The organism is Roseibium sp. SCP15, from assembly GCF_040329435.1.
Lineage (GTDB): Bacteria > Pseudomonadota > Alphaproteobacteria > Rhizobiales > Stappiaceae > Roseibium.
In genome coordinates this window covers 301540-325541 of record NZ_JBDZYI010000003.1, presented here as the reverse complement: position 1 = coordinate 325541, position 24002 = coordinate 301540, and the positions used below count along the sequence as shown (strand labels likewise).

At 56.5% G+C, this 24002-nt stretch carries 23 protein-coding genes; 14 read left to right on the top strand and 9 right to left on the bottom strand.

Annotation, left to right across the window (positions count from 1 at the left end; translation table 11 throughout):
- Nucleotides 1–91 precede the first annotated feature (91 nt).
- The 7 genes from ABLO27_RS15350 (at nt 92) to ABLO27_RS15320 (ending at nt 9454) form a co-directional block, all read left to right on the top strand.
- Nucleotides 92–997 carry a DMT family transporter gene (locus ABLO27_RS15350; protein WP_353033813.1) on the top strand — a complete coding sequence of 302 codons (906 nt, stop codon included), beginning with the start codon at nt 92–94 and terminating at the stop codon, nt 995–997.
- A gap of 41 nt (nt 998–1038) precedes the next feature.
- Nucleotides 1039–1521: a GNAT family N-acetyltransferase gene (locus ABLO27_RS15345; protein ID WP_353033812.1), complete on the top strand. Its 483-nt coding sequence runs from the start codon at nt 1039–1041 to the stop codon at nt 1519–1521.
- A gap of 277 nt (nt 1522–1798) precedes the next feature.
- Nucleotides 1799–3370: a winged helix-turn-helix domain-containing tetratricopeptide repeat protein gene (locus ABLO27_RS15340; protein WP_353033811.1), complete on the top strand. Its 1572-nt coding sequence runs from the start codon at nt 1799–1801 to the stop codon at nt 3368–3370.
- Between the two features lie 166 nt (nt 3371–3536).
- Nucleotides 3537–4616, top strand: a complete 1080-nt coding sequence (locus ABLO27_RS15335; RefSeq protein WP_353033810.1) for a PLP-dependent cysteine synthase family protein — start codon at nt 3537–3539, stop codon at nt 4614–4616.
- Between the two features lies 1 nt (nt 4617).
- Nucleotides 4618–6036 carry a pyridoxal phosphate-dependent decarboxylase family protein gene (locus ABLO27_RS15330; protein ID WP_353033809.1) on the top strand — a complete coding sequence of 473 codons (1419 nt, stop codon included), beginning with the start codon at nt 4618–4620 and terminating at the stop codon, nt 6034–6036.
- A 15-nt stretch (nt 6037–6051) separates the two neighbouring features.
- The gene (locus ABLO27_RS15325) at nt 6052–7821 is read left to right on the top strand and encodes an adenylate/guanylate cyclase domain-containing protein (protein ID WP_353033808.1); all 1770 of its coding nucleotides are present in this window, start codon (nt 6052–6054) and stop codon (nt 7819–7821) included.
- A 73-nt stretch (nt 7822–7894) separates the two neighbouring features.
- On the top strand, nt 7895–9454 hold the full coding sequence (locus tag ABLO27_RS15320) for a DUF427 domain-containing protein (RefSeq protein ID WP_353033807.1): 1560 nt from the start codon (nt 7895–7897) through the stop codon (nt 9452–9454).
- 4 nt (nt 9455–9458) lie between these two features.
- Here the strand turns inward: ABLO27_RS15320 and ABLO27_RS15315 are convergent, their stop codons facing one another.
- Nucleotides 9459–9740, bottom strand: coding sequence for an antitermination protein (locus ABLO27_RS15315; RefSeq protein WP_353033806.1), 282 nt, complete (start codon nt 9738–9740; stop codon nt 9459–9461).
- A gap of 407 nt (nt 9741–10147) precedes the next feature.
- Between ABLO27_RS15315 and ABLO27_RS15310 the strand changes: the two genes are divergently transcribed.
- Entirely contained in the window at nt 10148–10459 is a 312-nt protein-coding gene (locus ABLO27_RS15310) for a hypothetical protein (protein ID WP_353033805.1), read from the top strand.
- Between the two features lie 61 nt (nt 10460–10520).
- Here ABLO27_RS15310 and grxD read toward each other — a convergent pair whose 3' ends face one another.
- The 3 genes from grxD to purL all read right to left on the bottom strand — a co-directional run bounded on the left by grxD (nt 10521) and on the right by purL (nt 13435).
- Nucleotides 10521–10856 (bottom strand): Grx4 family monothiol glutaredoxin, encoded by a 336-nt coding sequence (gene grxD / locus ABLO27_RS15305; protein WP_353033804.1) that lies wholly within the window; start codon nt 10854–10856, stop codon nt 10521–10523.
- 102 nt (nt 10857–10958) lie between these two features.
- The gene (locus ABLO27_RS15300) at nt 10959–11192 is read right to left on the bottom strand and encodes a BolA family protein (RefSeq protein WP_352945184.1); all 234 of its coding nucleotides are present in this window, start codon (nt 11190–11192) and stop codon (nt 10959–10961) included.
- A 44-nt stretch (nt 11193–11236) separates the two neighbouring features.
- Nucleotides 11237–13435, bottom strand: coding sequence for a phosphoribosylformylglycinamidine synthase subunit PurL (gene purL, locus ABLO27_RS15295; RefSeq protein ID WP_353033803.1), 2199 nt, complete (start codon nt 13433–13435; stop codon nt 11237–11239).
- Between the two features lie 187 nt (nt 13436–13622).
- On the opposite strand from purL, the gene ABLO27_RS15290 reads away from it, so the two are divergent.
- Together ABLO27_RS15290 and ABLO27_RS15285 are read left to right on the top strand one after the other, a co-directional pair.
- Nucleotides 13623–14111 (top strand): MarR family winged helix-turn-helix transcriptional regulator, encoded by a 489-nt coding sequence (locus ABLO27_RS15290; RefSeq protein ID WP_353033802.1) that lies wholly within the window; start codon nt 13623–13625, stop codon nt 14109–14111.
- 71 nt (nt 14112–14182) lie between these two features.
- The gene (locus ABLO27_RS15285) at nt 14183–14839 is read left to right on the top strand and encodes a class I SAM-dependent methyltransferase (RefSeq protein WP_353033801.1); all 657 of its coding nucleotides are present in this window, start codon (nt 14183–14185) and stop codon (nt 14837–14839) included.
- 1155 nt (nt 14840–15994) lie between these two features.
- Here the strand turns inward: ABLO27_RS15285 and ABLO27_RS15280 are convergent.
- Nucleotides 15995–17506: a PLP-dependent aminotransferase family protein gene (locus ABLO27_RS15280; protein WP_353033800.1), complete on the bottom strand. Its 1512-nt coding sequence runs from the start codon at nt 17504–17506 to the stop codon at nt 15995–15997.
- A 102-nt stretch (nt 17507–17608) separates the two neighbouring features.
- On the opposite strand from ABLO27_RS15280, the gene ABLO27_RS15275 reads away from it, so the two are divergent.
- A complete protein-coding gene (locus ABLO27_RS15275; RefSeq protein WP_353033799.1) occupies nt 17609–17848 on the top strand; it encodes a DUF1127 domain-containing protein in 240 nt (79 codons plus the stop codon).
- Nucleotides 17849–18088: 240 nt separating this feature from the next.
- Here ABLO27_RS15275 and ABLO27_RS15270 read toward each other — a convergent pair whose 3' ends face one another.
- Nucleotides 18089–18625: a peroxiredoxin-like family protein gene (locus ABLO27_RS15270; RefSeq protein WP_353033798.1), complete on the bottom strand. Its 537-nt coding sequence runs from the start codon at nt 18623–18625 to the stop codon at nt 18089–18091.
- Nucleotides 18626–18734: 109 nt separating this feature from the next.
- Here ABLO27_RS15270 and ABLO27_RS15265 point away from each other — a divergent pair, with 109 nt between their 5' ends.
- The gene (locus ABLO27_RS15265) at nt 18735–19550 is read left to right on the top strand and encodes an AraC family transcriptional regulator (protein WP_353033797.1); all 816 of its coding nucleotides are present in this window, start codon (nt 18735–18737) and stop codon (nt 19548–19550) included.
- Between the two features lie 104 nt (nt 19551–19654).
- On the opposite strand, the gene ABLO27_RS15260 is transcribed toward ABLO27_RS15265, so the two are convergent.
- On the bottom strand, nt 19655–20257 hold the full coding sequence (locus ABLO27_RS15260; RefSeq protein ID WP_353033796.1) for a short chain dehydrogenase: 603 nt from the start codon (nt 20255–20257) through the stop codon (nt 19655–19657).
- Between the two features lie 185 nt (nt 20258–20442).
- Between ABLO27_RS15260 and ABLO27_RS15255 the strand changes: the two genes are divergently transcribed.
- On the top strand, nt 20443–21327 hold the full coding sequence (locus tag ABLO27_RS15255) for a LysR family transcriptional regulator (RefSeq protein WP_353033795.1): 885 nt from the start codon (nt 20443–20445) through the stop codon (nt 21325–21327).
- A gap of 153 nt (nt 21328–21480) precedes the next feature.
- Nucleotides 21481–22821 (top strand): MFS transporter, encoded by a 1341-nt coding sequence (locus ABLO27_RS15250; RefSeq protein ID WP_353033794.1) that lies wholly within the window; start codon nt 21481–21483, stop codon nt 22819–22821.
- 6 nt (nt 22822–22827) lie between these two features.
- Here ABLO27_RS15250 and ABLO27_RS15245 read toward each other — a convergent pair whose 3' ends face one another.
- A complete protein-coding gene (locus ABLO27_RS15245) occupies nt 22828–23280 on the bottom strand; it encodes a hypothetical protein (RefSeq protein ID WP_353033793.1) in 453 nt (150 codons plus the stop codon).
- Between the two features lie 247 nt (nt 23281–23527).
- The gene (locus ABLO27_RS15240; protein WP_353033792.1) at nt 23528–23944 is read right to left on the bottom strand and encodes a VOC family protein; all 417 of its coding nucleotides are present in this window, start codon (nt 23942–23944) and stop codon (nt 23528–23530) included.
- Between the last annotated feature and the right edge of the window lie 58 nt (nt 23945–24002).

The window sequence follows — 24002 nt, the reverse complement described above, 5'->3', positions numbered from 1 at the left end:
TACCGGGGTTGCAGTTCAGACAGTCAGGCGTTGCTTTGCTCTGTTTTCATTGATTGGCGAAGATTTCCCTCAGCAGCATGGGAGACCGGTGGTGCCAGCATTTCGGAAGTCGGTTCAACCCACCAAAAGCTATGCACGCGGCGTTGTGCTGGTGGCGCTTGGAATGGCCGTGTCGTCAACAATCGGTCTTGGCGTCCGGTCAATCGATCAAGCAACTCCCTGGCAGATCCTGATGTATCGTTCTCTCGGAACAGTCGGTTTCATTGCTGCCGTCTTGATTTTCAAGAATGCAGCCGAGTTTTCGGCTTCGATCAGGCAATTCCGGTTACCGGCCATCGTGGGAGGAACGGGACTGATGCTTGCGTCCTGTGGCGTGATCATTGCGTTCCACCACACCACAGTCGCCAACGCTTTTTTCCTGGTTGCGACAGCACCCTTGTTTGCCGCGCTGATGGGAGCTGCGTTTCTTGCCGAAAAGGTTCGGCTGGAGGCCTGGGGAGCCATTGGGCTTGGCCTCATAGGCGTGACGATCATGGTAGGCGACGGACTGTCCCGCGGTGACATTTGGGGCAACGTTGCAGGTTTGATCGCGGCGTTCGGGCTGGCTTTGTTTGCCGTGTCACTCCGCTGGAGCCGCTCAACTGATTTGCTGGTATTGGCGCTTGCGGGAGGAGGGCTGACATTTGTTGTTGCCGCAACAGCGACAGCCGTGAGCGGCGCCGGGTTTTCAGTCTCCGTGCAGGATCTTGTCATCAGTCTGGCCATGGGAGCTTTTCAACTCGGGTGTGCCCTTTTGTTGATCACCGCCGGGTCAACGTCAGTGCCGGCTGCTGAAATTGCACTGCTTGGATTGGTCGAGATCATATTGGCGCCGATCTGGGTCTGGCTGGTGTTCGGTGAACATGTGGGATTGTTGACGCTCGTGGGAGGGGCAACGGTCTTGTGCGCGCTCCTGTTCGATACAGTTTCAGGTATGCGCTCAGCTCGTAGGGGATAGACCATAAGATACGCACCGGACCTTCACCTGCAGCGGGCAATATGGTTTCCTGTTCTGGGCATTCCGGAGGTGGAGCAATCATCAGAACAGCGAACAAATCGGACGAACCGGCGGTCAGGCGTTGCGCTGAAAGAGCTTATGAGCGCTACATCGCTGCAATTGGCCGGAAACCGGCCCCCATGGTCGCAGACTTCGAAACGCAGATCGAAGCCGGACTGATCCATGCGGCATTCGACGCGAACGGGTTGCTGCTCGGGTTCATCGTTTTCTTGCCAAAAGACAATCACATGTTTCTGGAAAATGTTGCCGTCGATCCGTCAGCTGCAGGTGCCGGTGTCGGGAAAGCGCTGATCAGATATTGCGAAGAAACTGCGCGACGCGAGGGGCTTGGAAGCGTCAGGCTTTATACCAACGAAAAGATGATCGAGAATCTCGCCATCTATCCGCATCTCGGTTTTGTGGAAACGGAGCGCAGGTCGGAAGATGGTTTTAACCGGGTTTATTTCGAAAAACGACTGGTTTGACCATCAACAATCCTGTCCGTGTTCAAGCATGTTGGCTTTCTCCTGACAGAAGCCAAAAATCCCGAGTACCTGGTATGCGGTTAGGCTGTTTGGCGCTTGATCCGCTCCATATCGAGACTGACGACAAACATGTCGTAGAACTCGCGTCCCTTTTCACGTATATTACGTAAGGTAAACTTTTTGTTTGAATGGCTTTTGTCCATCGAAATCAGTTTCACTGCACAGTTTGTTTTAACAAATACCTGTCGGAAAATCAGGCGGTTGGCGCCATGCTTCGATGATTTATTATTTTGGCGAGTTCAGGCTGGATACCTCGCGCGAAGAGCTCTTCCGCGAGACGGAGCCGGTTGATGTCGAACCACTTGCCCTCAGTCTCCTGAAGCTGCTGATAGAAAATCGATCCAGACTTGTCACCAAGGACGAGATTTTCGAAGAGGTCTGGAATGACCGGGTCGTATCGGAATCGGCGCTTTCCACCTGCATCAAATCGGCGCGCCGTGCCGTTGATGACACCGGGAGCAGGCAAACCGTCATCAAAACCGTGCATGGCAAGGGTTTCCGTTGGGCGGCGCCGGTTCGGGCAGACGGAGCTCGGGCCGAAGCCTCACACACCATTCTCGACGACCTTGACGAGAAGGATGGAAGATGGATCGAAGCTTCCCGTCGACCGACAGTTGCCATTTTGCCGTTTGATATCCTGGGAAACGACCCGGCAGCTGCCACGCTGGCGCAGGCCATTCCCCATGAGTTGATCGCGGAAATATCGCGATTGCGCTGGATTGCGGTTATTGCGCGCGGTTCGACGTTCCGGTTCAGCTCGGCGCAGGCAAACCTTGCGGAAATACGCGAGAAACTCGGGACGCGTTATTGCCTGACGGGATGTGTCGAGATGGCAGGTCAGCAGGCCAACATCAGCGTGGAGCTGTCGGAAACCGCAGACGGTGATGTGATCTGGGCAGATTTCTACAAAGCTCCGATTGAACGCGTACACGAGGTGCGCGAGACAATCGTGGCGCAGGTGATCTTTGCAATCGAGGTTCAGATACCGCTAAGTGAAGCTGCAAAGGCGCGCTTGCGGTCCCCGGACAATATCGATGTTTGGGCGGCGTATCACCTGGGACTGCAGTCCCTCTATCATTTCGACAAGAATGAAAATGACAGGGCAATTGCGATGTTCGACAAGGCCATCGCCCTTGAACCCGGTTTTGCCCGGGCGCATGCTGCTCGATCCTTCGCTCATTTCAAGACCGCATTCATGAACTATTCCGCCGATCGCGAAACAGCGGTGACGACGGCACGGCTTGCAGCGGAGAGGGCGATCGAACTTGATCCAATGGATCCCTTCGCCAATTTCAGCATGGGCCGGTCGCTCTGGCTGACTGGCGACCTGAACGGGGCTCAAGGATGGTTGAAGCGTTCAACGTCGCTCAGTCCGAGTTTTGCGCAAGGGCTCTACGCCCGAGCCTGGACCGAGATGGTCTCCTGTTGCAGCGAAACTGGGCGGAAGCTCTCCGATCAGGCAAGGAACCTCAGCCCCCTTGATCCATTGCTTTATGGGATGCTCGGAACTCGTGCCCTGTGTCTGATGATGGAGGACCGGAACGAGGAGGCGGCGGTGTGGGCGGATCGCGCTGCAAATGCTCCAGGTGCCCATGTCCTGATCTGGCTGATCGCCGCGATCGCAAATGACCTCGCGGGAAATCGTGAAACAGCCACCAACTGGGCGCAAAGGGTCTGGCAACATCGAAGGGACATCTCCCAGGAGCACTTCTTCCGTTCGTTTCCATTTGCGGACGAAAGCGTTCGGGCACGGTTTTCCGGTGCCCTGAGCCGACAAGGCTTTTCCTGACCGTTCCTGAAACCCTCATCTGATCAGAAATCCTCATAGTTTCCCCAGACCCTGCTCAAGACTCCCTGTTGCAGGCGGGGCAATGTGGTCTGGCGTGAACGGCTGCCTGAAACCGAAAACCGGTGCAATCGGGTGACCCGTTCGTCAATGGCGAAGGAGCAATGACATGAGCGGTACGACACTACGGACAACCGAAGGCAACGGGCGTCTCTATGACAGCGTTCTGGATACGATTGGCAATACGCCGGCAATCCGGGTGAACAACCTGGGTCCAGATAACGTCGACATGTTTGTGAAGTTCGAAGCTGCCAACCCGGCCGGATCTGTGAAGGATCGGCTTGCGGTGAACATCATTGAAGCAGCCGAGCGAAGTGGAGCCCTCAAGCCCGGGCAGACGGTCGTCGAAGCGACGAGCGGCAATACGGGGATCGGGCTCGCTATGGTCTGCGCCCAAAAAGGCTATCCGCTTGTGGTGACAATGGCCGACAGTTTTTCGGTCGAAAGACGCAAGCTGATGCGGATGCTTGGGGCCAAGGTCGTGCTGACACCGCGCGCGGAAAAGGGGTTCGGCATGTACCGCAAGGCTGTCGAACTTGCCGAAGCGCATGGCTGGCTGCTGGCGCGGCAGTTTGAAACGGAAGCCAATGCGGAGATCCACGAAGCGACCACGGCGCGCGAAATCATCAACGATTTTGCAGGCCGGCGGCTGGACTATTTCGTGACCGGTTACGGAACCGGCGGGACGCTGACCGGTGTCGGCCGGGTTCTGCGCAAGGAAAGGCCGGAAACGCGGATTGTTCTGTCGGAACCGGCCAACGCACAACTGCTGGGCAGTGGTCATGTCCAGGAGCGTATGGCTGACGGTGCGCCTGCAGCCAGTCATCCGGCATTTGAACCACATCCCATTCAGGGCTGGACTCCGGATTTCATTCCGGCGGTGCTGCAGGAGGCGGTCGACAACAGCTACTACGACGAGCTTATTCCCGTACCCGGTCCCGTTGGGGTCAAATGGGCGCAGAAACTGGCGAGCAAGGAAGGAATCCTGACCGGTATTTCCGGTGGTGCCAGCTTTGCGATTGCGATGCAGGTCGCTGAAAATGCGGCTCCCGGGTCAACGATCCTGTGCATGCTGCCAGACACCGGCGAACGATACCTGTCGACGCCAATGTTCGAAGACATTCCGGAGGAGATGACCGATGAGGAAATCACCATCTCAATGTCGACGCCCGGATACCACATGGGCTGACATGGCTGACCAACTCCCCGAACTGGAACGTGCGTATTTCGAAGCCCTTTCCTACAGGCTCGATCAGTCGGGGCGCGATTGCGCCCCGGATCGCACCTATCGGGAAATGCGAGAGCTTTTCCGTGAACCCTTGCCTGAAACCGGATGTGAGGGGACAGAGGTGATCCGGGGTCTTGCACAAAAGGGTGCCGACGGTTTGACCGGCATGACGCATCCGCGGTTCTTCGGCTGGGTGCTCGGCGGCTCGGCTCCGGTCGGCGTAGCGGCTGACTGGCTGGTCAGCGCCTGGGGGCAAAATGCCGCTTTTCACGCTTCGTCACCCACGGCTGCCGCCGTTGAGGAAATCGCGGGTGAATGGCTTCTCGACATTCTTGATCTGCCACGAGAGGCGGCGGTCGGGTTTGTAACGGGCGGAACGGTCGGCAATTTCACCGCTCTGGCGGCGGCCAGAAGCGCGGTCCTGAAAAAGCACGGCTGGAATTCGGATCGGGATGGATTGTTCGGCGCACCGCCTGTCCGGATATTTGTTGGCGATGACGCGCACACGTCGGTTTTTTCCGTGCTTGGTTATCTGGGGTTTGGCCGTGAACGGGTTTGCCGGATCGCAACGGACCTGCAGGGACGAATGAATGCGGAAGATCTTCAGAGAAAGATCTCAGCTTCAAGCGGTCCCAAGATCGTCATCGCACAAGCCGGTCAAATCAACACCGGAGCATTCGATCCGTTCGATCAACTGATCAAAGTGGCGCGCAGTGCTGGCGCCTGGGTGCATGTCGATGGGGCGTTCGGAATGTGGTCGCGAGCGCATCCGGCCTATCGTCATCTGACCGAGGGCGTGGAAAACGCCGATTCATGGTCCGTGGATGGCCATAAGTGGCTGCAGACACCGTTTGACAGCGGCTATTCGATCGTGCGGGACGGCACGGCTCTCGAAACGGCCATGGGAATAGACGCCAGTTATCTGCCTCCTCGCAACGAAGGAGACCGGATTCCGGCATTCCTTGTGCCTGAACTTTCACGCCGAGCGCGCGGAATTCCGACATGGGCAATGCTCAAGCACCTGGGACGCGATGGCGTGCGCGAGCTGGTCGGTCGTCACTGCAGTGTCGCGCGGCAGATCGCCAACCGTCTTCAGCGGGTAAAGGGTATCCGAATTCTCAACGATGTGGTTCTCAATCAGGTCGTTGTTGCTTTCGGAAATCCGGGGTTACCAGCGGATATCCGCCAAGAAATGACGGTGGAAGTCATTGAAAGACTTCAGGAAAGCGGAACGATGTTTGTTTCCGGCGGACGCTGGCGGGGCGAATGGATCATGCGTTTGTCCGTTACTTGCAACGCGACCCAACAGGCAGATGCCGATCCTGTTGCCGACGTGATAGAATCCGTCTGGGCAGACCTGGCTGAAGCCAAGGGCTTGTGACCTGAGGAGGTCACCATGACTGATGGAAAAGCTGACAGGCAACTCGTCGCCATCATGGTCGTCGACGTTGTCGGGTACTCCCGCCTCATGGGCGACAATGAAGAGCACACGCTGGATGTACTCAAGCGATTGCGTCGCAACATTGTCGGTCCGCAGCTGGCCGCTTACCGTGGCCGAATTGTCAAGTTGATGGGCGATGGCGCCATCATCCTGTTTTCCAGCGTTGTCGATGCCGTCAACGCGGCGGTTTGCATCCAGGAAGCCATGGATCGGTTTGAAAGCGGGGACGCTGACCAGCCAATGCGTCTTCGGATCGGGCTGAACCTTTGCGATGTCATCCGGGAAGGCACGGACATTTACGGCGACGGGGTCAACATCACGGCACGTCTGCAGGAAATCTGCCGGCCGGGAGGTATCGTCCTGAGCGCCAGTGCCTATGAGCAGGTGAGGGGCAAGATCGGCAAGGCCTTTTCGGACGAAGGGTTGCGCGAACTGAAGAACATCGCGCAGCCGGTCCATATCTATCAGTGGCCTTCGGAAACGCAGGCTGGAATGGACGCGAACGCAGTTTCTTCGGGCTTTCCAAGCCTGCCCGACAAACCGTCGATTGCCGTTCTACCCTTTGACAACATGTCGAAGGATCCAGAACAGGCATATTTTGCAGATGGCGTCGTCGAAGCCCTGACCGCTGCACTGTCTCGTATTCGTTCGTTCTTCGTGATCGCGCGCAACTCAGCCTTTGAATACAAGGGCACACCCAAGAATGTCGGTCAGATCGGACGTGAACTCGGCGTTGCGTATCTGATTGAGGGCTCGGTCCAGCGGGCGCCGGGCAAGTTGCGCATCACCGTTCAGCTGATCGAAACGCACACGGGCGCTCATCTGTGGGCGGAGCGTTACGATGGCAGCGATGATGACATATTTGACCTTCAGGACAGGATCACCGAGCAAGTGGCCGGAGCGATCCACCCGTCAATCCAGAAAGCGGAAATCGAGCGGATCAGCCGCAAGCGTCCGGAGGACCTTGGAGCCTATGACTACACCATGCGGGCCATGCGCCATGTTTGGAAACTGGACAAGGAAGAAACCGGGCGTGCAATCGAGCTGTTGAACAAGGCGATTGACATTGATGGCGACTATCCGCTGGCGCTGGCTCTGGTTGCCTGGTGCTGGGCGCAGCGCTCGGTTTACAACTGGGTGGACGATATCGCAGAAGCCAAGGTTCGCTCGCTTGGCTACGCGGAGCGCGCAGCCAGTCTGTCTTCAGACGATCCGCTTATCCTCGCTGTCCTGGGCGCTGCTCATACTTTCGCCCGTAACTTCGGCGCTGCGCGTGTCCTGTTGGAGCGGGCGATCTCGCTGGATGAGAATGCAGCCTGGGCACATAGCAGGTTAGGCTGGCTGGAGGTCTATTCTGACCGACCGGAACAGGCGATCCCCTATTTCGAACGCGCTATCAGGCTGAGCCCGATGGACCCAATGAACTTCAACAATTATGTCGGTATGGGAAGTGCCAACCAGGTTCTGGAAAGATATGACCGTGCAGCCGACCTTTACAGCAAGGCCGTGACTGAACGTCCCACGGCCTACTGGATCCATAGAAACCTGGCGCCGGTCCTTCTGGCTGCCGGCCGCAAGTCAGAGGCGGAGGCATCCGCCAAGATCCTTTTTGCTGAGTATCCGGATTTCACGATCTCTCAATTCAAGCAGGCAATGGTCTTTTCGGACGAAGCGATGGAACGCCTTGCCGTGTTCCTGCGCCAACTTGGAATTAAGGACGAGTGAGATTTCGGTATCGATGTTCACTTGATTGCCGAGATGGCTGGACACATTCCATGGCCGATCCTATGTGTTTTCCATGACCGTACGTGTGCAGCAGACATCGAATGACTACGGGATCGTGGTCGAACCGCTCTCCGGCGAAGTGACGGCATGGCGGGGGGAGCTCCTTGTGGCGCGATCGACCAATGCCCGTGTCATGTATGAGACCCGCTTGCCTCCGGTTGTCTATTTCCCGAAAACGGACATTCTGGCCGAGTTGGAGACCGCTCCCGGCTACAACACCTTTTGTCCTTTCAAGGGCACCGCGACGTATCATCATGTGCGGACCGGCGACGAGACCATTCAGAACGGCGCCTGGAGTTACCTGAATGCCTTGCCCGAGGGGCAGGCGGTGGACGGTCATGTGGCCTTCATGCCCGATGCGGTCACGCGTATCGAACATGAAGGAGCTGAAATCGAAAGGCCGCCTATCGGCAATATAACCGGACCAACGGTCAACTGGCTTTTGCGGGAAGCCTGGCTCTCCAGGACGCCGGAAGAGCTGACCGCTGCTCTTGGCCGAAAGCTTGTTGAAGATGGTGTCGCTGTCAGTCGTATCAGCATCCTGATCTGGTCGCTGCATCCGATGATCGCCGGGCGCAACTATATCTGGACGCGGGACGACGACGAGGTAAAAAGCTATGCCCCGTCTTATGAAAATCTGGAGAGTCCGGCTTTCCGGCAAAGCCCCTTGCAGCATGTTGCCGACGGCCTGGGTGGTGTGCGTCAAAAGCTTGATACCAATCCGGATGAGTTCAATTTTCCGATCATGGAGGATTTGAAGCAGCAGGGCGTGACCGACTACGTCGCGATGCCGTTGCCGTTCTCGGATGGGCGGATCAATGTCATGACACTGGCGTCGGACCATCCCAAGGGCTTCACAACGGCGAATCTGGGTTTGATTTTCGAGTGTTCGGCGTTGATCAGCCGGTTGTTCGAGGTCTTTGCGCTCACTTCCAATGCCACGTCTCTGCTTGAAACCTATCTTGGCAAGCGAACTGGTGCGCGTGTGCTCGGTGGCGAAATCCGTCGTGGTGACGGTGACGTGATTGATGCTGCCATCCTTTTTTGCGACCTCAGGCATTCCACACGGCTGGAAACCGAGTTGGGCCGGGAGGCCTATGTCGGGCTGTTGAACCGGTTTTTCGAGACGACAACAGATATCGTCAATGCCAGGGACGGCGAAGTGTTGAAGTTCATCGGCGATGCCATTCTGGCCATTTTTCCGGCCAGCGCCGGCCATGACCATGCCTGCCGCCAGGCGGTCGCAAGTGCTGCGGAAATCGTGCGAGCGCTGGCAGAACCAGAAGACGAGGAAGCTGGCATGGCGATGGATTGTGCCATCGGTATCGCCTACGGCGACGTGACTTACGGCAATGTCGGCTCAAAGGAACGACTGGACTTCACGGTGATCGGCAGCGCCGCGAACATCGCCGCCCGGCTCGGCGACCATGGAAAGGTGAAGGGGCACGCGATCGTTGCTTCCGCCGATGTCACGCAAGCGGCGGGCTATCCCTATCTTCAGCTGGGAAAGGTCGAACTCCACAATGTTGCAAATCCGGTCGAGGCAAACGCAATCTCGTCCGGAGACGCGTGAGCGGTCATCGCAACGTGTTTTCACCGGCAAAGCCGCCAACAGGCTGGTTTCTTACAAGGATTACGAGCCCGTTCTTGCTGGGTTCAGCATCCTGATGAGCGACGCCGCCATAGTTGGCGCATAGTTCTTCAGCGCTCTTGCTGTGTGCCGGGGTGAACATGGTGATGGCTTCGCAATCGACACGGCGCAGTTCGCGATCCGTGGTCGGGCTGCCGGACAAGGACATCCCGAGCCCGGCGATTGCCAGTGCGAAAACAGAGGTGGTAACGACTGCATACTTGTTCATAGTCCCCGGTCCCATTTCCAGGCCCATTGCTTGTCGAGGCCTTGCGATATGGTCGGAGAATGGCGGAACGCACCTGTACTCACTCTGAAATCCGCATTCACCTTGCGTTCAGTTTAGTTGATTCGGCGCATTTAATCGAATTGAGGCTCAATTGGGGCAGGGGTGTGTTGTGGGTCTTGACATCTTTTGGGTGTGCCGCGGTTGTGTCTCCGGATTGAGGTTTTGCCACAAAAACGGCGGGTTGACCGCAACCATGTCTCCTTGTGGTCCAATCTTCGGTCAGCAGATACCAGCTTCCCGCAAGTGGCATTGCCAGGTGAATTCTGCACATCTTTTTTCGTCTCTGGCATTGCTGGAAGGCGGCGACGGGGGACCTGTCATCGATCCGGCATGACAGTGGACGTTTCATGTCAAATCAGGACATCAATGCGTCTCAACGGCTGGATGCAGATCACCTTCGTCATTTGATAGAGGAACGGAAGAGGCGGCTTAGGGAGTTTCTGGACAAGGTCTGGAATTCAGAACGTTGGCCGCGTGCCACAACATCGCATCACCAACAAGGCTTCAGCTGCTTCAAGGCGACTGGGCAAAGACCGACGATGAGCAGCATGACGCTGTACTATTTTCGGGAAAGTTCTTCGTGCGGACACTGGCAGATGGTCGACCGTCTGTCGATTAATCAGCAACTGATGGCTGCGGCATGGCGCGGCACACGATGAAAATCAAAAAGGGGCGGAATTTCCGCCCCTTAGTGCTGAAACTTCAGAAATTGAGTCACGCTCAGGCTGACTGCTGAGCGGTCTCGATGCCTTTGTCGGAAAGAAGACCCTGTAGCTCCTGATTCTGGAACATTTCGCGGATGATGTCGCAACCGCCGACAAACTCGCCCTTCACATAGAGCTGAGGAATGGTCGGCCAGTTGGTGAACTCCTTGATGCCCTGACGCAGGTCATCGTCTTCCAGAACATTGATCCCTTTGTACGGGGCGCCGACATAGTCGAGAATCTGCACGACCTGCCCGGAAAAGCCGCATTGCGGAAAATTCGGGGTGCCCTTCATGAACAGCACCACATCGTTGCTGTCGACTTCGTTCTTAATCCAGTCCTGGATGCTCATGTTGTTGTGTCCTTTGTCTCGTGCCGCCTATCTGGCGAAGACTGGCGGAGGAATCAAGTGCTCGCGCGTCCTGCGCGGCAATCTGTCAAACCTGTGCGGTCCTCAGTCCGGAGCCTTGGTCTGAAGGGCGAGAGCGTGAAGTTCGCCGCCCATGTTCCCCTTCAGAGCCTCGTAAACCATCTGATGCTGCTGCACGCGGCTCTTGCCCCGAAAGGATTCGGAAACAACATTTGCCGCGTAGTGGTCGCCGTCGCCAGCCAAATCCCGGATCTCGACCTGAGCATCGGGCAGAGCCTCTTTGATCAGGGTTTCGATCTCGTTTGCGTTCATCGGCATGGTACGTCAGTCCTTCGTTCTTAAGTTCCTGAGAGCAAACCGTCTTAAGCGGTTGCCATGTAGTTCGGGAACCAATCTTCGTGTGCTTTTTTCAAGTTTGCAACGGATATGGTGAGGATGCCTTCAACAGTCAAATCTTCGCCACCCGTGGTGCCGATTTGTTGAACGTCGATTCCTGCGTCCAGAATGTCTTCCAGGACAGCTTCCACGCGATCCGCGGCAACAGTGAGAACGTAGCGGCCCTGGTCTTCGCCGAAGAGCGCAGCATGGGCCGGGCCGTTCACCTTCACCGTCGCGCCAATGCCTCCTGAAATGGCCATTTCCGCAAGCGCAACACCCAGTCCACCGGACGATACGTCATGGACGCCGGTCACCCGTGCGGCCCCGATCATCTGGCGAACGATGTTGCCACGCCGTTTTTCAGCAGCAAGGTCGACGGAGGGAGGCGCACCTTCCTCACGGCCGAGAATGTCAGCAAGGTATTGGGAAGCGCCCAGATGGGTGCCGTATCCACCAATGAGGAGAATCGCATCGCCTTCCTGCACAAAGGCAGCTCCGGCACGGACCGTCACGTCGGGCAGCAGACCGACGCCGCCAATCGCCGGGGTCGGCAGAATGGCCTCTCCGTGGGTTTCGTTGTAGAGAGACACGTTGCCCGACACGATCGGGAATTCCAGTTCACGGCAGGCTTCACCGATTCCCTTGATGCAGCCGACGAACTGCCCCATGATTTCCGGCTTTTCCGGGTTGCCGAAATTGAGGTTGTCGGTTGCTGCCAACGGCTCTGACCCGACCGCGCTCAGATTGCGCCAGACTTCCGCGACAGCCTGCTTGCCGCCCTCGAACGGATCAGCTTCGCAGTAGCGTGGCGTCACGTCGACCGAGAACGCCAGGCCCTTGCGCGTGCCTTCCACGCGGATGACACCAGCATCGCCGCCCGGTGTTGCTGCCGAATTGCCCTGAATCAGAGTGTCGTACTGCTCATAAACCCAGCGGCGGGAAGACCCGTTGGCATTGCCGACGAGCGTCTTCAGAGCTTCGGCGTAATCTGCCGGCTCCTCGATGTCTGCCGCCAGCAGAAGGTCAAGTTTCTTCGGCTCGACCCAGGGGCGGTCATATTCGGGTGCCTCATCGCCAAGTTTCTTGATCGGCAGATCGGCAACCACGTCGCCCTGATGCTTGACCACAAAGCGCAGCGTGTCGGTGGTTACTCCGACGATTGCGAAATCCAGCCCCCACTTCTTGAAGATGGCTTCCGCTTCGTGTTCCTTCTCCGGACGCAGCACCATCAGCATGCGTTCCTGGCTCTCGGAAAGCATCATCTCGTACGCGCTCATCATCTCTTCGCGCACCGGCACCTTGTCGAGGTCGAGTTCGATGCCGAGGTCGCCTTTGGCGCCCATTTCGACTGCCGAACAAGTCAGACCTGCAGCACCCATGTCCTGAATGGCGATAACCGCTCCGGTTTCCATCAATTCCAGGCAGGCTTCGAGTAGGCATTTTTCGGTGAAGGGGTCACCGACCTGAACAGTGGGCCGCTTCTCTTCGATCGTATCGTCGAATTCTGCGGATGCCATGGTCGCTCCGCCGACACCGTCACGTCCGGTCTTGGCTCCGAGGTAGACGACCGGAAGGCCGACACCTTTTGCTTCAGACAGGAAAATCGCATCGGACTTTGCAAGGCCGGCAGCAAAGGCGTTGACCAGGCAATTGCCGTTGTAACGTGCGTGGAACTCGACTTCGCCGCCAACGGTCGGAACACCGAAGGAGTTGCCGTATCCGCCGACACCGGAAACCACTCCGGAAACGAGGTGCTTTGTGCGTGGATGATCCGGTTCACCGAAACGCAGGGCATTCATTGCAGCGACCGGGCGTGCACCCATGGTGAAAACGTCGCGCAAGATACCGCCGACACCTGTTGCCGCACCCTGGTAAGGCTCGATGTAGGACGGGTGGTTGTGGCTTTCCATCTTGAAGACAACAGCCTGGCCGTCGCCAATGTCCACGACACCGGCGTTCTCGCCAGGGCCCTGCAGAACACGCGGCCCCTTGGTCGGCAAGGTCTTCAGCCACTTTTTGGAAGACTTGTACGAGCAGTGCTCGTTCCACATGGCGGAGAAGATGCCGAGCTCGGTGAAGGTCGGCTCCCGGCCGATCAGTTCCAGAATGCGCTCATACTCATCCGGTTTCAGGCCGTGAGAAGCAATCAGGTCGGGCGTGATCTTGATGTCGTTCGGGATCATGACGTTCCAGTATTTTAGGGCCGCTGTGGCTGGGCCGCGCAGGCGCGGGCAGGCAATGATGCCGCCGTTTAACAGATTGTCTTCGAAATGGGGAGAGTTCTGACAAAACTTTGTGGATTGACTTTGATCTTGACAGTTTGACTGTCAAAACTAGTATGACAGGTGAGCTGTCAATTGGAGCTTCAAGATGAAACACGGAGCAGGAATGAAATCCGAGGACCTGGTGGAGTTGATGAGGGAGGTTCGCAAAACCTTCCGGCTCCTTGCCGGGATTTCCGATACGATGCTCGAAGGCCGTGGGCTGACGGCATCCTTGCGGGCCATACTGGAATTCATCGCTGACAACGGCCCGAGCACGGTGCCGCAGATGGCTGCCGCCAAGTCCATGAAAAGGCAATCCATTCAGGCTTTCGTAGACAGGTTGCTGGTGATGGGATTGGTCGAAACCGCTCCCAATCCCGCTCACAAGAGGTCTGTCCTCATTGCTCTGACTGAAAAGGGAGCAGCGGAATTTCGGTCGATTCGCACCGAAGAAACGCTGTTGCTGGAGCAGGTTGCCGCGAGATGGGCGGGAGGGGACGCTGAGCTTGCAAGTCAAACACTCAAGGAATTTCGTCGTCAGTTGAGCCGTTTGGGGAGAGATGAAAATGAAACAGACATTGACACCCAGCCCTGATCATCTGCCGGTGCGCTTGCGGTGGTCAACGTCACCTTTAGACGCGAGGGAATCTTCAAGGCAGCGTTGTCATGCCTGATGATCGAGCTATGCAATCGACAGGTCCAGGTGATGCCGGCTTCGACGTAAGGTCCCGAATTGTCGATCAGTTCAGAAAACCGACCGGTGTTTTGGGAACGGTTGCCGGTTGGATCATGGCCAATCGGAGTTCCAACGTTGCGCGCAATCATTGGACCGTTAGCTTGCTCTCTCTGCCTGAAGGGGCAGAGGTCCTTGAAATAGGGTGCGGTCCCGGGATTGGCATTGAAGCGGTTTTGCAGGCAGCCAGATCCACGCGGATCACAGCTCTGGACCACTCTGAACAGATGATTGCGATGGCGGCAAGACGTCATGCGGCAGCGATAGAATCAGGTTGCTTGCAGCTGCTGAAAACCGAGCTGCAAAATCTGGAAAAAGGCCATCTGTTTGACGCGATCTTCAGCTGCAACGTTATGCAGTTTGTTAATGACCGGCCAAATGCACTGGCGCTTGTCTCGGAACATTTGAAGGTTGCTGGGGTGTTTGCAACGACCTATCAGCCGCGCGGCCAATGTGCGACAGCAGAGGAGGGGCGTCGCTGGATTGGTCAGTTTGCCGAGGACCTTTGCCGAGCAGAGTTTCGTGACGTGGATGTGTACGAGAAAAAGTTCGGGAAAATGCCTGCGTTTTGCGCTTTGGCTGCGAGATAGAAATTTTGTGAAGGGGCGACGGTTCGTCGCCTGTCAGTTTCACTGTAACGGGGCCGTTGATCCTGTGCGGCCCGGTTGAGTCGAGCAGGTCATTTTCCTCAAAGAGGGGGTGTTGGCCGGACCTTTTGGTCAATTCGTTGATCGACCTCATCGTGTTCGATTGTCCGACCTTCCATTGCATGTCTGTATGTTTGGAGAACTGCGCTTTTTCGCTTCAGTGGCCGAGGCTGCCGTGGCCCAGCTTAAACACTCAAATCAGGCAGCAGCGGCGGCAATGGTCATGATCGCCAATGTCACCGCGGGAAGGGCTGCGATTGAATATATTGTTCCCAACATAGGTCTATCCTTTCGGGTTTCGACGTAAAAAATGTGGTGAACAATTTGTAAATTGCGCGTGATGGAGATCACAAAAATGAGGGAAGATTTATTTCGTAGTCAAAAGTAAATTTTGAACCGTTGAAAGTAAAATTAGCCAGGCAGATAGGGGCGCCTTTCAAAAAAAAAGACGACTTTCTCCAAATCCAGATTAAACAATGATATTTACGGAGATGAAAAAGGGAGGTGCCCCCCGACACCTCAGTCCTTTTTCCGGTTGTAGCGATTCAGGTTGTAGGCCCAAATCAAAGAGCCGATCGCCAGGTTTCCGGTACCTGATCCAAGTCTTTTTGTAGGTGCGGACCCAATCACTTGGGAGATTTTTTCTGTCGATTGCTTCGGAAAAAAAAGGCTAATAAGTGCCTGAAATTCTTTGCTTTCAATCAGAAAACGAGAGCCACAAGTATGACAATAATCACCAATAGGATGATCGGCAGGGCCGCGATGGAATAATAAGTTCCAAACATAGGACTTTCCTCCGGCTTTCCGCCCAACTTATATGGGTTGCAACCCGCTTAAATTGTGTGATGGATATCACTGATGTACCGGAAGAATTATTTTTAGAGCAAAAGTAATGTTGGGCAATTGTTTGAATTAACTAGCCGTGATCTTTCTCATTTGTAATTTTCAGGAGGGAAGGTCTACGCATTCACATAATGCGTGATAAGCAATCAACTGGCCGCTGCTGAAAAACGGTCTTTCGAGCTGTCAGTCCATCTGGACTGCTCGTCACTCTTTCGTTCCGGTTCAACTCCGCTTCTGGCTGAAGCGGCGTCAGGTTCATTCAAAACTGTCGTAACCTGCTCCGCTGTCATCGAGCAGATTGCGCAATATCATCAAACCCTTGGCGGTTTCATCGTGTGTGTGGGGATTGGTGATGCCGATGCGCACACGATGATAAACCTTGCCGGAACGACCGGACTTGAACTCGTCTTCATCATCGATGAGGACGTTGGAGGTTGCGGCCGCCGCCTTGAAAGTGCCGGAGAGCCAGGGCTCAGGAACTTTCAGCCACAGGAATGGTGCATCCGGTGCTGAAACCAGATCAAAGTTTCCGAGATATTGTTGCACCAGTTCGTGGCGGGCGGCGATTTCAGCCAGAACATTTTCGCGGAAGGTATCCGCAGCCCCTGAGAGAACAAGGCGGGCGGAAAGCTCGGACAGCAGAAAGGAAATACCGCCCGTCAGCATCTTGTGAGCGGTGTAAATGCGCTGGGCATGTGAAACCGGGCTGGAAACCCAGCCCCCGCGAACGCCGGCAGTGACTGCCTTGGAAAGCGACCCTACGTGAAATGTTCTTTCCGGTGCCAGTGCTGCAAAAGGCAGCACATCGGTGCTGCGAAGCGACCCGTAGACTTCGTCCTCGATGATCCAGAGATTGTATTGGCGTGCAATGGTGACAATTTGCTCACGCCGGTTGGCACCCATGGTCCCGGTGGTCGGGTTGTGCATGGTCGGCATCAGAAACAGAACCTTCGGGTGCTTCTGTGCGCAAATGCGGGCGAGGTCCTCCGGAAGAGGGCCCTGATCGTCGCTTGCGACCTGAACGGGACGGCGACCCGACAGAGACGCGCCACGCGCAATCGAGCTGTAGGTCAAATCCTCGAAGGCAATCTGGTCTCCCGGGGCAGTGGTGGCGGCAATTGCCGCCATGATGGCTGCCTGCGCACCTGTCGTCGGAACAATACTGCCCGCAGATGGTTCCCAGTTCTTTCTGGATAGCCAGATTTTACCGGCTTCACGCCAACTTTCCGGAACCGAACGGGTGTAGCTGGCAATCTCGTAAGGGGCGTCACGGGTAATCTGCGCCGTCAGGTCACGGATCGCTTCAGCCTGGCCGATTTCCGGGGCCGAGGTGCTGTCGAACCGGATGGATTCAGGGGCCGGAACCGTGATCCTTGTCCCCGAGAAAGCAATGTCCTTCGGCGTTGCCATGGCTCCCTGAACCCAGGATGTCACTTGCTGTGCTGGCTGTCTCGCACCATTGCCTGCCGCCGAGGCCTGATCGAGATGGGGCATTGTGTCTTCGAGCAGGGCAGGAGCTACCGGGCTGCCGAGCACATAGGTGCCACGACCGACCTCTCCGCTGACCAGGCCTCGTTGTCTCACAACCGCATAAGCCCGTCCGATGGTGCCGACTGTCACGCCGAGATCGTAGGCAAGATCACGCTGGGGAGGCAGTTTCGCACCGGCCGCAAGGGCTCCGGTTGCGATGTCCTCCGCGATCTTGTCAGCCAGGCGAATGTAGAGAGGACCTTGTCCTTCAGGAATTTCAGGGTGCCAATTTGTCATGGTGACAATTTTCTATATTGCATCCTTGAAGGAGTCAATTCATATGATTGTAGCGCAACAATGCGTCCAATCTTGAAATTGTAACCCTTTGGAGGTGCGAATATGAGCACAATGGAGACAATCCTCCAGCATTCCGTACCGCAATTGCGGGGACCACGCTTCTTCGCGAAGCGGCTTTGGCAACAAACGATGTCCTGGTGGCAGGTGTCACAGACGCGCAGACAATTGCGCGACCTGACGGATGCGGAGTTGGAAGACCTGAATCTGACGCGTGAAGCTGCGCGGGAAGAAGCGCGCAGGCCGTTTTGGGATACCAAGCTGACGCATCGTAGCTGGATCTGAGGTTTCGATCGTTCACCTGAGCCGTGAAAAGCGGCAACCTTGGTGGTTAGGCAAACCTCATGACGAGACGGGTACGGCCTGAGGTCCGGGGACCTCGCCCAATATCAAAGTTCCGGGCTTCAGGTTCCGTACCCTTTTCGAGATGCCGGACACAATGCAGCCCGTGTCCGGCATCTCCTTTTGACCTCGGGACGCCGAAGGGGTGGTGTCCGGGTCAAAACCTGTTCAGGGCGCTGGTCCTCAGACTGCGCCGGTATATTCGCCGCGTGCGGGATAGTCGTTCTTTTGAACGAAATCGAGCGCACCGATCATTTCCTGGAAATGCGGGCGAACGAACGGCATGGTCTGCACGGAAGCGAAGTAGAGTGTGCCGTCCGGACGGACCAGGAATACACCCGGCTCGGAGAAGAGAGCCGGTTCCTCGATGCCAATGGACGTGGTTCCACGGCTCGTGGAAATGTAGAGGCCCCATTCCTTCGCAACGGAAAGCGGCAGACCATAACCGAAGCGCAGACCTTCATGACCTACCTTGTCAGCCATTTGCTGCGCGCGGTCCTGGTCATCGGAGGAAATGGCAATGGTCTTGACGCCTTTTTCAGCGAAATCGGCGGTCAGGCGGCCAAGCTCCTTGAGGTAGGTGGCGCAAATCGGGCAGTGGAGGCCACGATAGAAGACGACTAGCGTCGCGAATTCCGCACCATCCTTGGCAAGGTCGAACGTTCCGGTAGACAGGGTTTCTACAGTCAGACCGGGGACAGATTGACGTGGGACAAGCATCGTTTTCCTCATTCACTAGGCGCAAGGGTACATATTTCCTTGCATGTGACCTTAAGATAGTGAACGTTCAAAGAGGAAATGTACTAAAAAGATGATCAGGAGTACGGAAGTGTCTGTTCCTTATCGCGTGTCCTTCAACGGAAAACTGGACCGCCTGTCTTCCCTGATCGACCGGTTGCGGGTTCAAGTCGAAAATGCACGTTCCAAAGACACCGACCCGGACATGGCGAACCTGCAGGTGCTGACCGACACATCCGGTGCAATGCGCCTGGTCTTCTGCCCACTCGATGCCAATCTGATAGATGCCAATAGAGAACTTCAGCCGCGTAGCGACGAAACCGCGCTCGTTGCGGCGCGCATTACGATCTCGGGCGTCGGAAAGCAGCTGATCAACGCTCTGCCGGAATGCATCTCGGTTCAGCTGGCCGAAGAGCCTTATCTTACTGCCGTTGTCATGCCCCTGATTGAGGAAGTGACGTTGCCGCGTTGTGGTGGGCAAGCGGCTTTCCAGCGACTTTGCGAAGTGGTGGTCATCCGACTGCTGCGCCATGCGATGGAACAGGGCAAGGCTGATACCGGCCTTTTGAATGGCCTGGCACATCCACGCATCGCCGCTGCGCTCGTGGCTATTCACGAAGCTCCCGGTGAAGTCTGGACGCTGGAAAAGCTGGCCGATACGGCAGGTATGTCTCGCACGCAGTTTGCCGTGACTTTCAAGGAACTCGTCGGTGCGACGCCCATGGGGTACCTGTCCAACTGGCGGCTGGACATCGCACGAGCGGAGCTGGAAGCGGGCAGGCAGGTCAAGTCGGTTGCGACTTTGTGCGGGTTCTCAAGCCCCGCGGCGTTTTCAAGGGCGTTCTCCAAACGGTTCGGCGCTTCGCCGAGGGAGGCGAGGGCGGAACCCGTCCGCTCCGAATTGTAGCACTTTGGTGTGTGCCGGCCGGATATTGCGATCACGCGTGACCGCAATATCGGGAATTTTAGGCCTTCTCGGTAAGACCTTGAGGTAGATGCCTTCCGAGCGCCTTAGGCGTAGTCTGGCGCGTCCAGTGTCTGGCCTGTCATGCCTCCCTCAACTGCGGCGATGTAGGCTTTGGCAGTGTCCGCAGCCGAGAGACCGGTTGATGAGTCCATTCCCATCATTTCCATGGTCTCTTTGACGAAAACCGGACTGACCGTATTCACGCGGTGACCGCGATCCAGTTCAAGCGCAGCAGACCGCGCAAAGGACTCAAGCGCACCGTTGGCCATGCTGATGACCACGGAGCCCGGCATTGGGTTTCGGGACAGGATGCCTGCGGTCAGCGTGAACGAACCACCGTCGCTCACATGGTTCCGTCCCAGTCGTACCAGATTGACCTGTCCCATCAGCTTGTTGCTCAGCGCCAGGTCATAGGCCGCATCATCCAGCTCATTGAATGGGGCAAAACCGGCAAGGCCGGCGGTGCTGATGACCGCATCAACCTGTCCGACAGACTTGAACATGGCTTCGATTGAAGCCTTTGAGCCCAGATCGACCTTGACGTCACCATCGCTAAACCCGGCGCTAATGACCTCATGCTGTGATGAAAGTGCGGTTGCGACAGCCTTGCCTATGGTGCCGGTTGCGCCAACGATGAGAATTTTCATGGGGGTCTCCAACTTTCTGTGTCTCGATGTGTTCGAAGGACACCTTCTCGGGCTGCCTGCTCCTGCGTTGCGTGCGATCTTGCGAAAGAGTTCGCGATGTTGCCTGCAGCCGATCCGATTGTCGGTTCACAGATAGGGTGATAGCTTGCGCAAGGTAATTCTCTATTTTCGCAAAAGGTGCTTGCATGAATGCACAGGCGTTGGAGTGGGCTGACATACCCTTTGTTCTGGCCGTTTGCGAACAGGGAAGCCTTTCAGGTGCTGCACGCAAGCTTGGCGTCAACCATTCAACGGTGTTTCGGCGCATTGAGGCAGTTGAAGCAAGAGTTGGCGTGAAGCTGTTCGAGCGGCTCAGTCAAGGCTACGTCATGACGGCTGCGGGAGAGCACTTTTACCGCAACGCTCTTCAACTCCGGGACGGTATGAACGCCATTCAACGCGAACTGGGCGGCCGGGATCTGCGCTTGGAAGGTCCGCTGAGAGTCACCACGACCGACTCCCTGATCTACCGATTGTCGGCTGTCGTTGTTGAGTTTCAGCAGAAATATCCCGAAATCGAGCTGGATCTGATCTGTGATACCCGGCCATTCGATCTGATGCAGCGAGACGCCGATGTTGCTCTCAGGCCGACCAGCCATCCACCCGAACACTGGCTGGGGCGTAACCTGCTGCCAATCGCCTTTGCCACATATGCTCATAAAGATTATTGGCATGCGGTTGGCGAGAAACCCGCAGAAGACCAGCGCTGGGTGGTATTGAGCGACAAGCTCAATCGGACGTCCATGGGACAGATCATGGAGCTTCACAGAGCCAAGGAAGCCGCTGTCACCACCACAAACACGATGATGAGTGTGTTCAACCTTGTCAGGTCCGGTCTCGGGCTGGCGGTGATGCCCTGCTATGTCTGTGCTTCATGCGCCGACCTGGTCCGCGTCCGTGACGCGCCGTCTCGGTTCAACTCGGAACTCTGGCTGCTTGCGCATCCCGATATGCGCCGGAACGCCAAGGTCCATGCGTTTCTGGAGTTTGCGACCTCCAAAATCCGAGAATGCGAGGCAGATTTCCGCTGAGATTGTCTGCTCGGGTGCAAACCAGAGACATTTGCTTGCAACAGCGGATCTTCCCTTCAGCGAGCGCCGGAAGACGGGTTCGGGAGATCAGGTCAACTGCGGTTGCAAATTGGAGCAATTCGCCCGCATCCGGAACATAATATACACTTCAAAATGAACCGACGAATTCTGCAGGCCGAAGGCCCGCCTGCCTTTGTCGAGCGAAGAAACCAAGGTGATGCGACAAGCCAGATGACCGCCCGTTTGAAGCGCAAACAGATCCTTGCCGGTGCTGTCGGCAACACGCTTGAATGGTATGATTTTGCGATCTACGGCTTTCTGGCTCCCATTATCGGCAAGGTCTTTTTTCCTTCCGAAGATCACCTGGCATCTTTGCTGGCGGCCTATGGAGCATTGGCGGTCGGCTATGCCTCCCGGCCGATTGGAAGTGTCATCTTTGGTCATATCGGTGACCGGTACGGACGCAAACCGGCGCTGATGCTCTCTGTCGCCGTCATGGGCTGTGCCACATTGGCGATCGGCCTTCTGCCCGGCCATGCGGAAATCGGGGTTGCTGCCAGTGTTCTCCTGATCGTTCTGCGCACTGTGCAGGGCCTGTCCGTTGCCGGAGAATATGCAAGTTCCGCAACGTTGCTGGTCGAGCAGGCTCCTGCCGAGAGGAGGGGGCTGGTGGCAAGTTGGGTGGTCATGGGCTGCAATCTCGGTTTTCTGATGGGCTCCGCTGTTGCCGCTCTTGTCAGCAATCTGATCGGCGATGCTGCCATGTTGGCCTGGGGATGGCGCATACCCTTCCTTCTTGGTGCTGCCATAGCGGCCTACGCGCTGTTGCTTCGCCGAAACATGTCCGAGTCTCCAGCCATGGGGAGTGATGCCATTTTGCCGAGAATGCCGGTTCTTGAGGTATTGAAGGACCATTGGCGAACGATCCTGCGCATCATCTGCCTGATACTGCCGACCGGAGTGACCTATTTCCTGGTGTTTGTTTATGCCGTTTCCTACCTCACGGACCAGATGCATTTTTCGACTGCCAAGGCGCTGGACATAACCACACTTGCGCTGGTTGTTCTGGTCGCCGTCACACCTGTTGTCGGCCTTTTGGCTGACAGGTACGGACGCCGCCCGGTGATGTTCTTCGTTTCCATTGCGAGCCTGTGCCTGACTTGGCCGCTCTGGTTTGCATTGCATCAGCCAGCATTGGCCTGGATCCTCTTTGCCCAGTTGAGTTTTGCGCTTATCAACGGCATCGGGTGGGCAATGACTGTCCCCTTGATGGTTGAACTTCTGCCTGCGCGGGTGCGTTGCAGTGGTGCGGGCATAAGCTACAACATCTGTCTGGGTTTCTTTGGAGGGACAACGCCTTGGGTCGCAACTTACCTGATCGCGCGAACTTCTGATGACTACGCGCCGGTCTATTACGTCATGGCGATTGCGTTGATCGCCTTGATCGCCACGTGGAAGATGCCGGAAATGAAAGGCAAGTCCTTACAGACTTAGCCTGGGCTATTTCAGGTGCTCCAGAACGGATTTGGCTTCAGCGTGACACGGTTGGCTGACTTTGTTCGACCAGGCATAGAGGCAGGCCAGCAGGCGGCCCTTGCCCGGTGGAACGCCTTTGCAGCGGGAATTGATATCGGCCGCGCAGACCTGCCTGAGCTTGGCTTCGCCAGGTGTGTTTCTCATCTTGAGGACATCAGGCGGGATCATCTTTTCGAACATCCGGCTGGTTGTAACTTTTGTCAGTTCGGGTCTGCACGAGGTCGATATCTTGTTGTCGTGGGCAAACAAGCAGGCGGAAATGCGGCCACGTCCTTCGCGAACACCATTGCAAAGCGACGCGATATCGGTTGAGCAGGCCGTCATCAGGCCGCTGGCGCGGGTCTGGTCAATCGAAACAAGCGTGATCGGAAGCGCAAGAGTAATGGCAACCGCTGAGTTTGAAAGAAAACTGGCCATTTGTTCTCACCTCATAAATGCAGCAAGCCCCCGACATCCTGTGTGTGAACGGGAGAATTCTACCGTAAAGTGAGTTTCGGCGTAACCTGATGGAATGATCAGGGCGGGTTATCTTGCCTCGGTTGCAGGTATTCGACACAACAGTAAGAAATATGGCGCAAGTTGAACCACTTGCCCGGCTGTTAGGTGTCTTTGTGGCCGGACAAGAGATTGGATATGCCAATCCAGGCTGCTTTTGAACGGACTGTCAGCTCCCAGCAGGCTGCTCGTCGCATCCCACCATCCAGTGAATGCCGAAACGATCGGTCAGCGTCCCGAAACCGGTACTCCAGAATGTCGGCGCGAAGGCCATTGTTATCTCGCCGCCCTCGGCGAGCTTCTCAAATACCGAACGGGCATCTTCCAGAGCTGGAAGACTGAGCGTGACGGCGCAACCGGACATAGCGACTGCGTCACCCATGATGTTGTCCGAAGCCATCAGCAATCCGTCGCCGATCTTCAGCGAGCTGTGCATTATCCAGGTCTTGCGGTCTTCGGGAACCGGAAATTCCGGCGGCATCTGGGAGGCGGGCATCATCTCAGGCGTGCCGCCGAATATCTCGGCATATCTGGCCATGGCCTGCGCACAATTGCCGTTGAAGAAGATGTAGGGAATAGGTTGCATCGGTTTGCCTCTCTCTTTGGAGTAGCTCGGCAAATCCTAGCACACTATGAGCTCGTTG

What these genes read in the sequence shown, in the direction of transcription:
- ABLO27_RS15345 (WP_353033812.1), top strand. Translation starts at nt 1,039, where the DNA reads ATGGTTTCCTGTTCTGGGCATTCCGGAGGTGGAGCAATCATCAGAACA.
- ABLO27_RS15340 (WP_353033811.1), top strand. Translation starts at nt 1,799, where the DNA reads ATGATTTATTATTTTGGCGAGTTCAGGCTGGATACCTCGCGCGAAGAG.
- ABLO27_RS15335 (WP_353033810.1), top strand. Translation starts at nt 3,537, where the DNA reads ATGAGCGGTACGACACTACGGACAACCGAAGGCAACGGGCGTCTCTAT.
- ABLO27_RS15330 (WP_353033809.1), top strand. Translation starts at nt 4,618, where the DNA reads ATGGCTGACCAACTCCCCGAACTGGAACGTGCGTATTTCGAAGCCCTT.
- ABLO27_RS15325 (WP_353033808.1), top strand. Translation starts at nt 6,052, where the DNA reads ATGACTGATGGAAAAGCTGACAGGCAACTCGTCGCCATCATGGTCGTC.
- ABLO27_RS15320 (WP_353033807.1), top strand. Translation starts at nt 7,895, where the DNA reads ATGACCGTACGTGTGCAGCAGACATCGAATGACTACGGGATCGTGGTC.
- ABLO27_RS15315 (WP_353033806.1), bottom strand. Translation starts at nt 9,740, where the DNA reads ATGAACAAGTATGCAGTCGTTACCACCTCTGTTTTCGCACTGGCAATC.
- ABLO27_RS15310 (WP_353033805.1), top strand. Translation starts at nt 10,148, where the DNA reads ATGTCAAATCAGGACATCAATGCGTCTCAACGGCTGGATGCAGATCAC.
- grxD (WP_353033804.1), bottom strand. Translation starts at nt 10,856, where the DNA reads ATGAGCATCCAGGACTGGATTAAGAACGAAGTCGACAGCAACGATGTG.
- ABLO27_RS15300 (WP_352945184.1), bottom strand. Translation starts at nt 11,192, where the DNA reads ATGCCGATGAACGCAAACGAGATCGAAACCCTGATCAAAGAGGCTCTG.
- purL (WP_353033803.1), bottom strand. Translation starts at nt 13,435, where the DNA reads ATGATCCCGAACGACATCAAGATCACGCCCGACCTGATTGCTTCTCAC.
- ABLO27_RS15290 (WP_353033802.1), top strand. Translation starts at nt 13,623, where the DNA reads ATGAAACACGGAGCAGGAATGAAATCCGAGGACCTGGTGGAGTTGATG.
- ABLO27_RS15285 (WP_353033801.1), top strand. Translation starts at nt 14,183, where the DNA reads ATGCCTGATGATCGAGCTATGCAATCGACAGGTCCAGGTGATGCCGGC.
- ABLO27_RS15280 (WP_353033800.1), bottom strand. Translation starts at nt 17,506, where the DNA reads ATGACAAATTGGCACCCTGAAATTCCTGAAGGACAAGGTCCTCTCTAC.
- ABLO27_RS15275 (WP_353033799.1), top strand. Translation starts at nt 17,609, where the DNA reads ATGAGCACAATGGAGACAATCCTCCAGCATTCCGTACCGCAATTGCGG.
- ABLO27_RS15270 (WP_353033798.1), bottom strand. Translation starts at nt 18,625, where the DNA reads ATGCTTGTCCCACGTCAATCTGTCCCCGGTCTGACTGTAGAAACCCTG.
- ABLO27_RS15260 (WP_353033796.1), bottom strand. Translation starts at nt 20,257, where the DNA reads ATGAAAATTCTCATCGTTGGCGCAACCGGCACCATAGGCAAGGCTGTC.
- ABLO27_RS15255 (WP_353033795.1), top strand. Translation starts at nt 20,443, where the DNA reads ATGAATGCACAGGCGTTGGAGTGGGCTGACATACCCTTTGTTCTGGCC.
- ABLO27_RS15250 (WP_353033794.1), top strand. Translation starts at nt 21,481, where the DNA reads ATGAACCGACGAATTCTGCAGGCCGAAGGCCCGCCTGCCTTTGTCGAG.
- ABLO27_RS15245 (WP_353033793.1), bottom strand. Translation starts at nt 23,280, where the DNA reads ATGGCCAGTTTTCTTTCAAACTCAGCGGTTGCCATTACTCTTGCGCTT.
- ABLO27_RS15240 (WP_353033792.1), bottom strand. Translation starts at nt 23,944, where the DNA reads ATGCAACCTATTCCCTACATCTTCTTCAACGGCAATTGTGCGCAGGCC.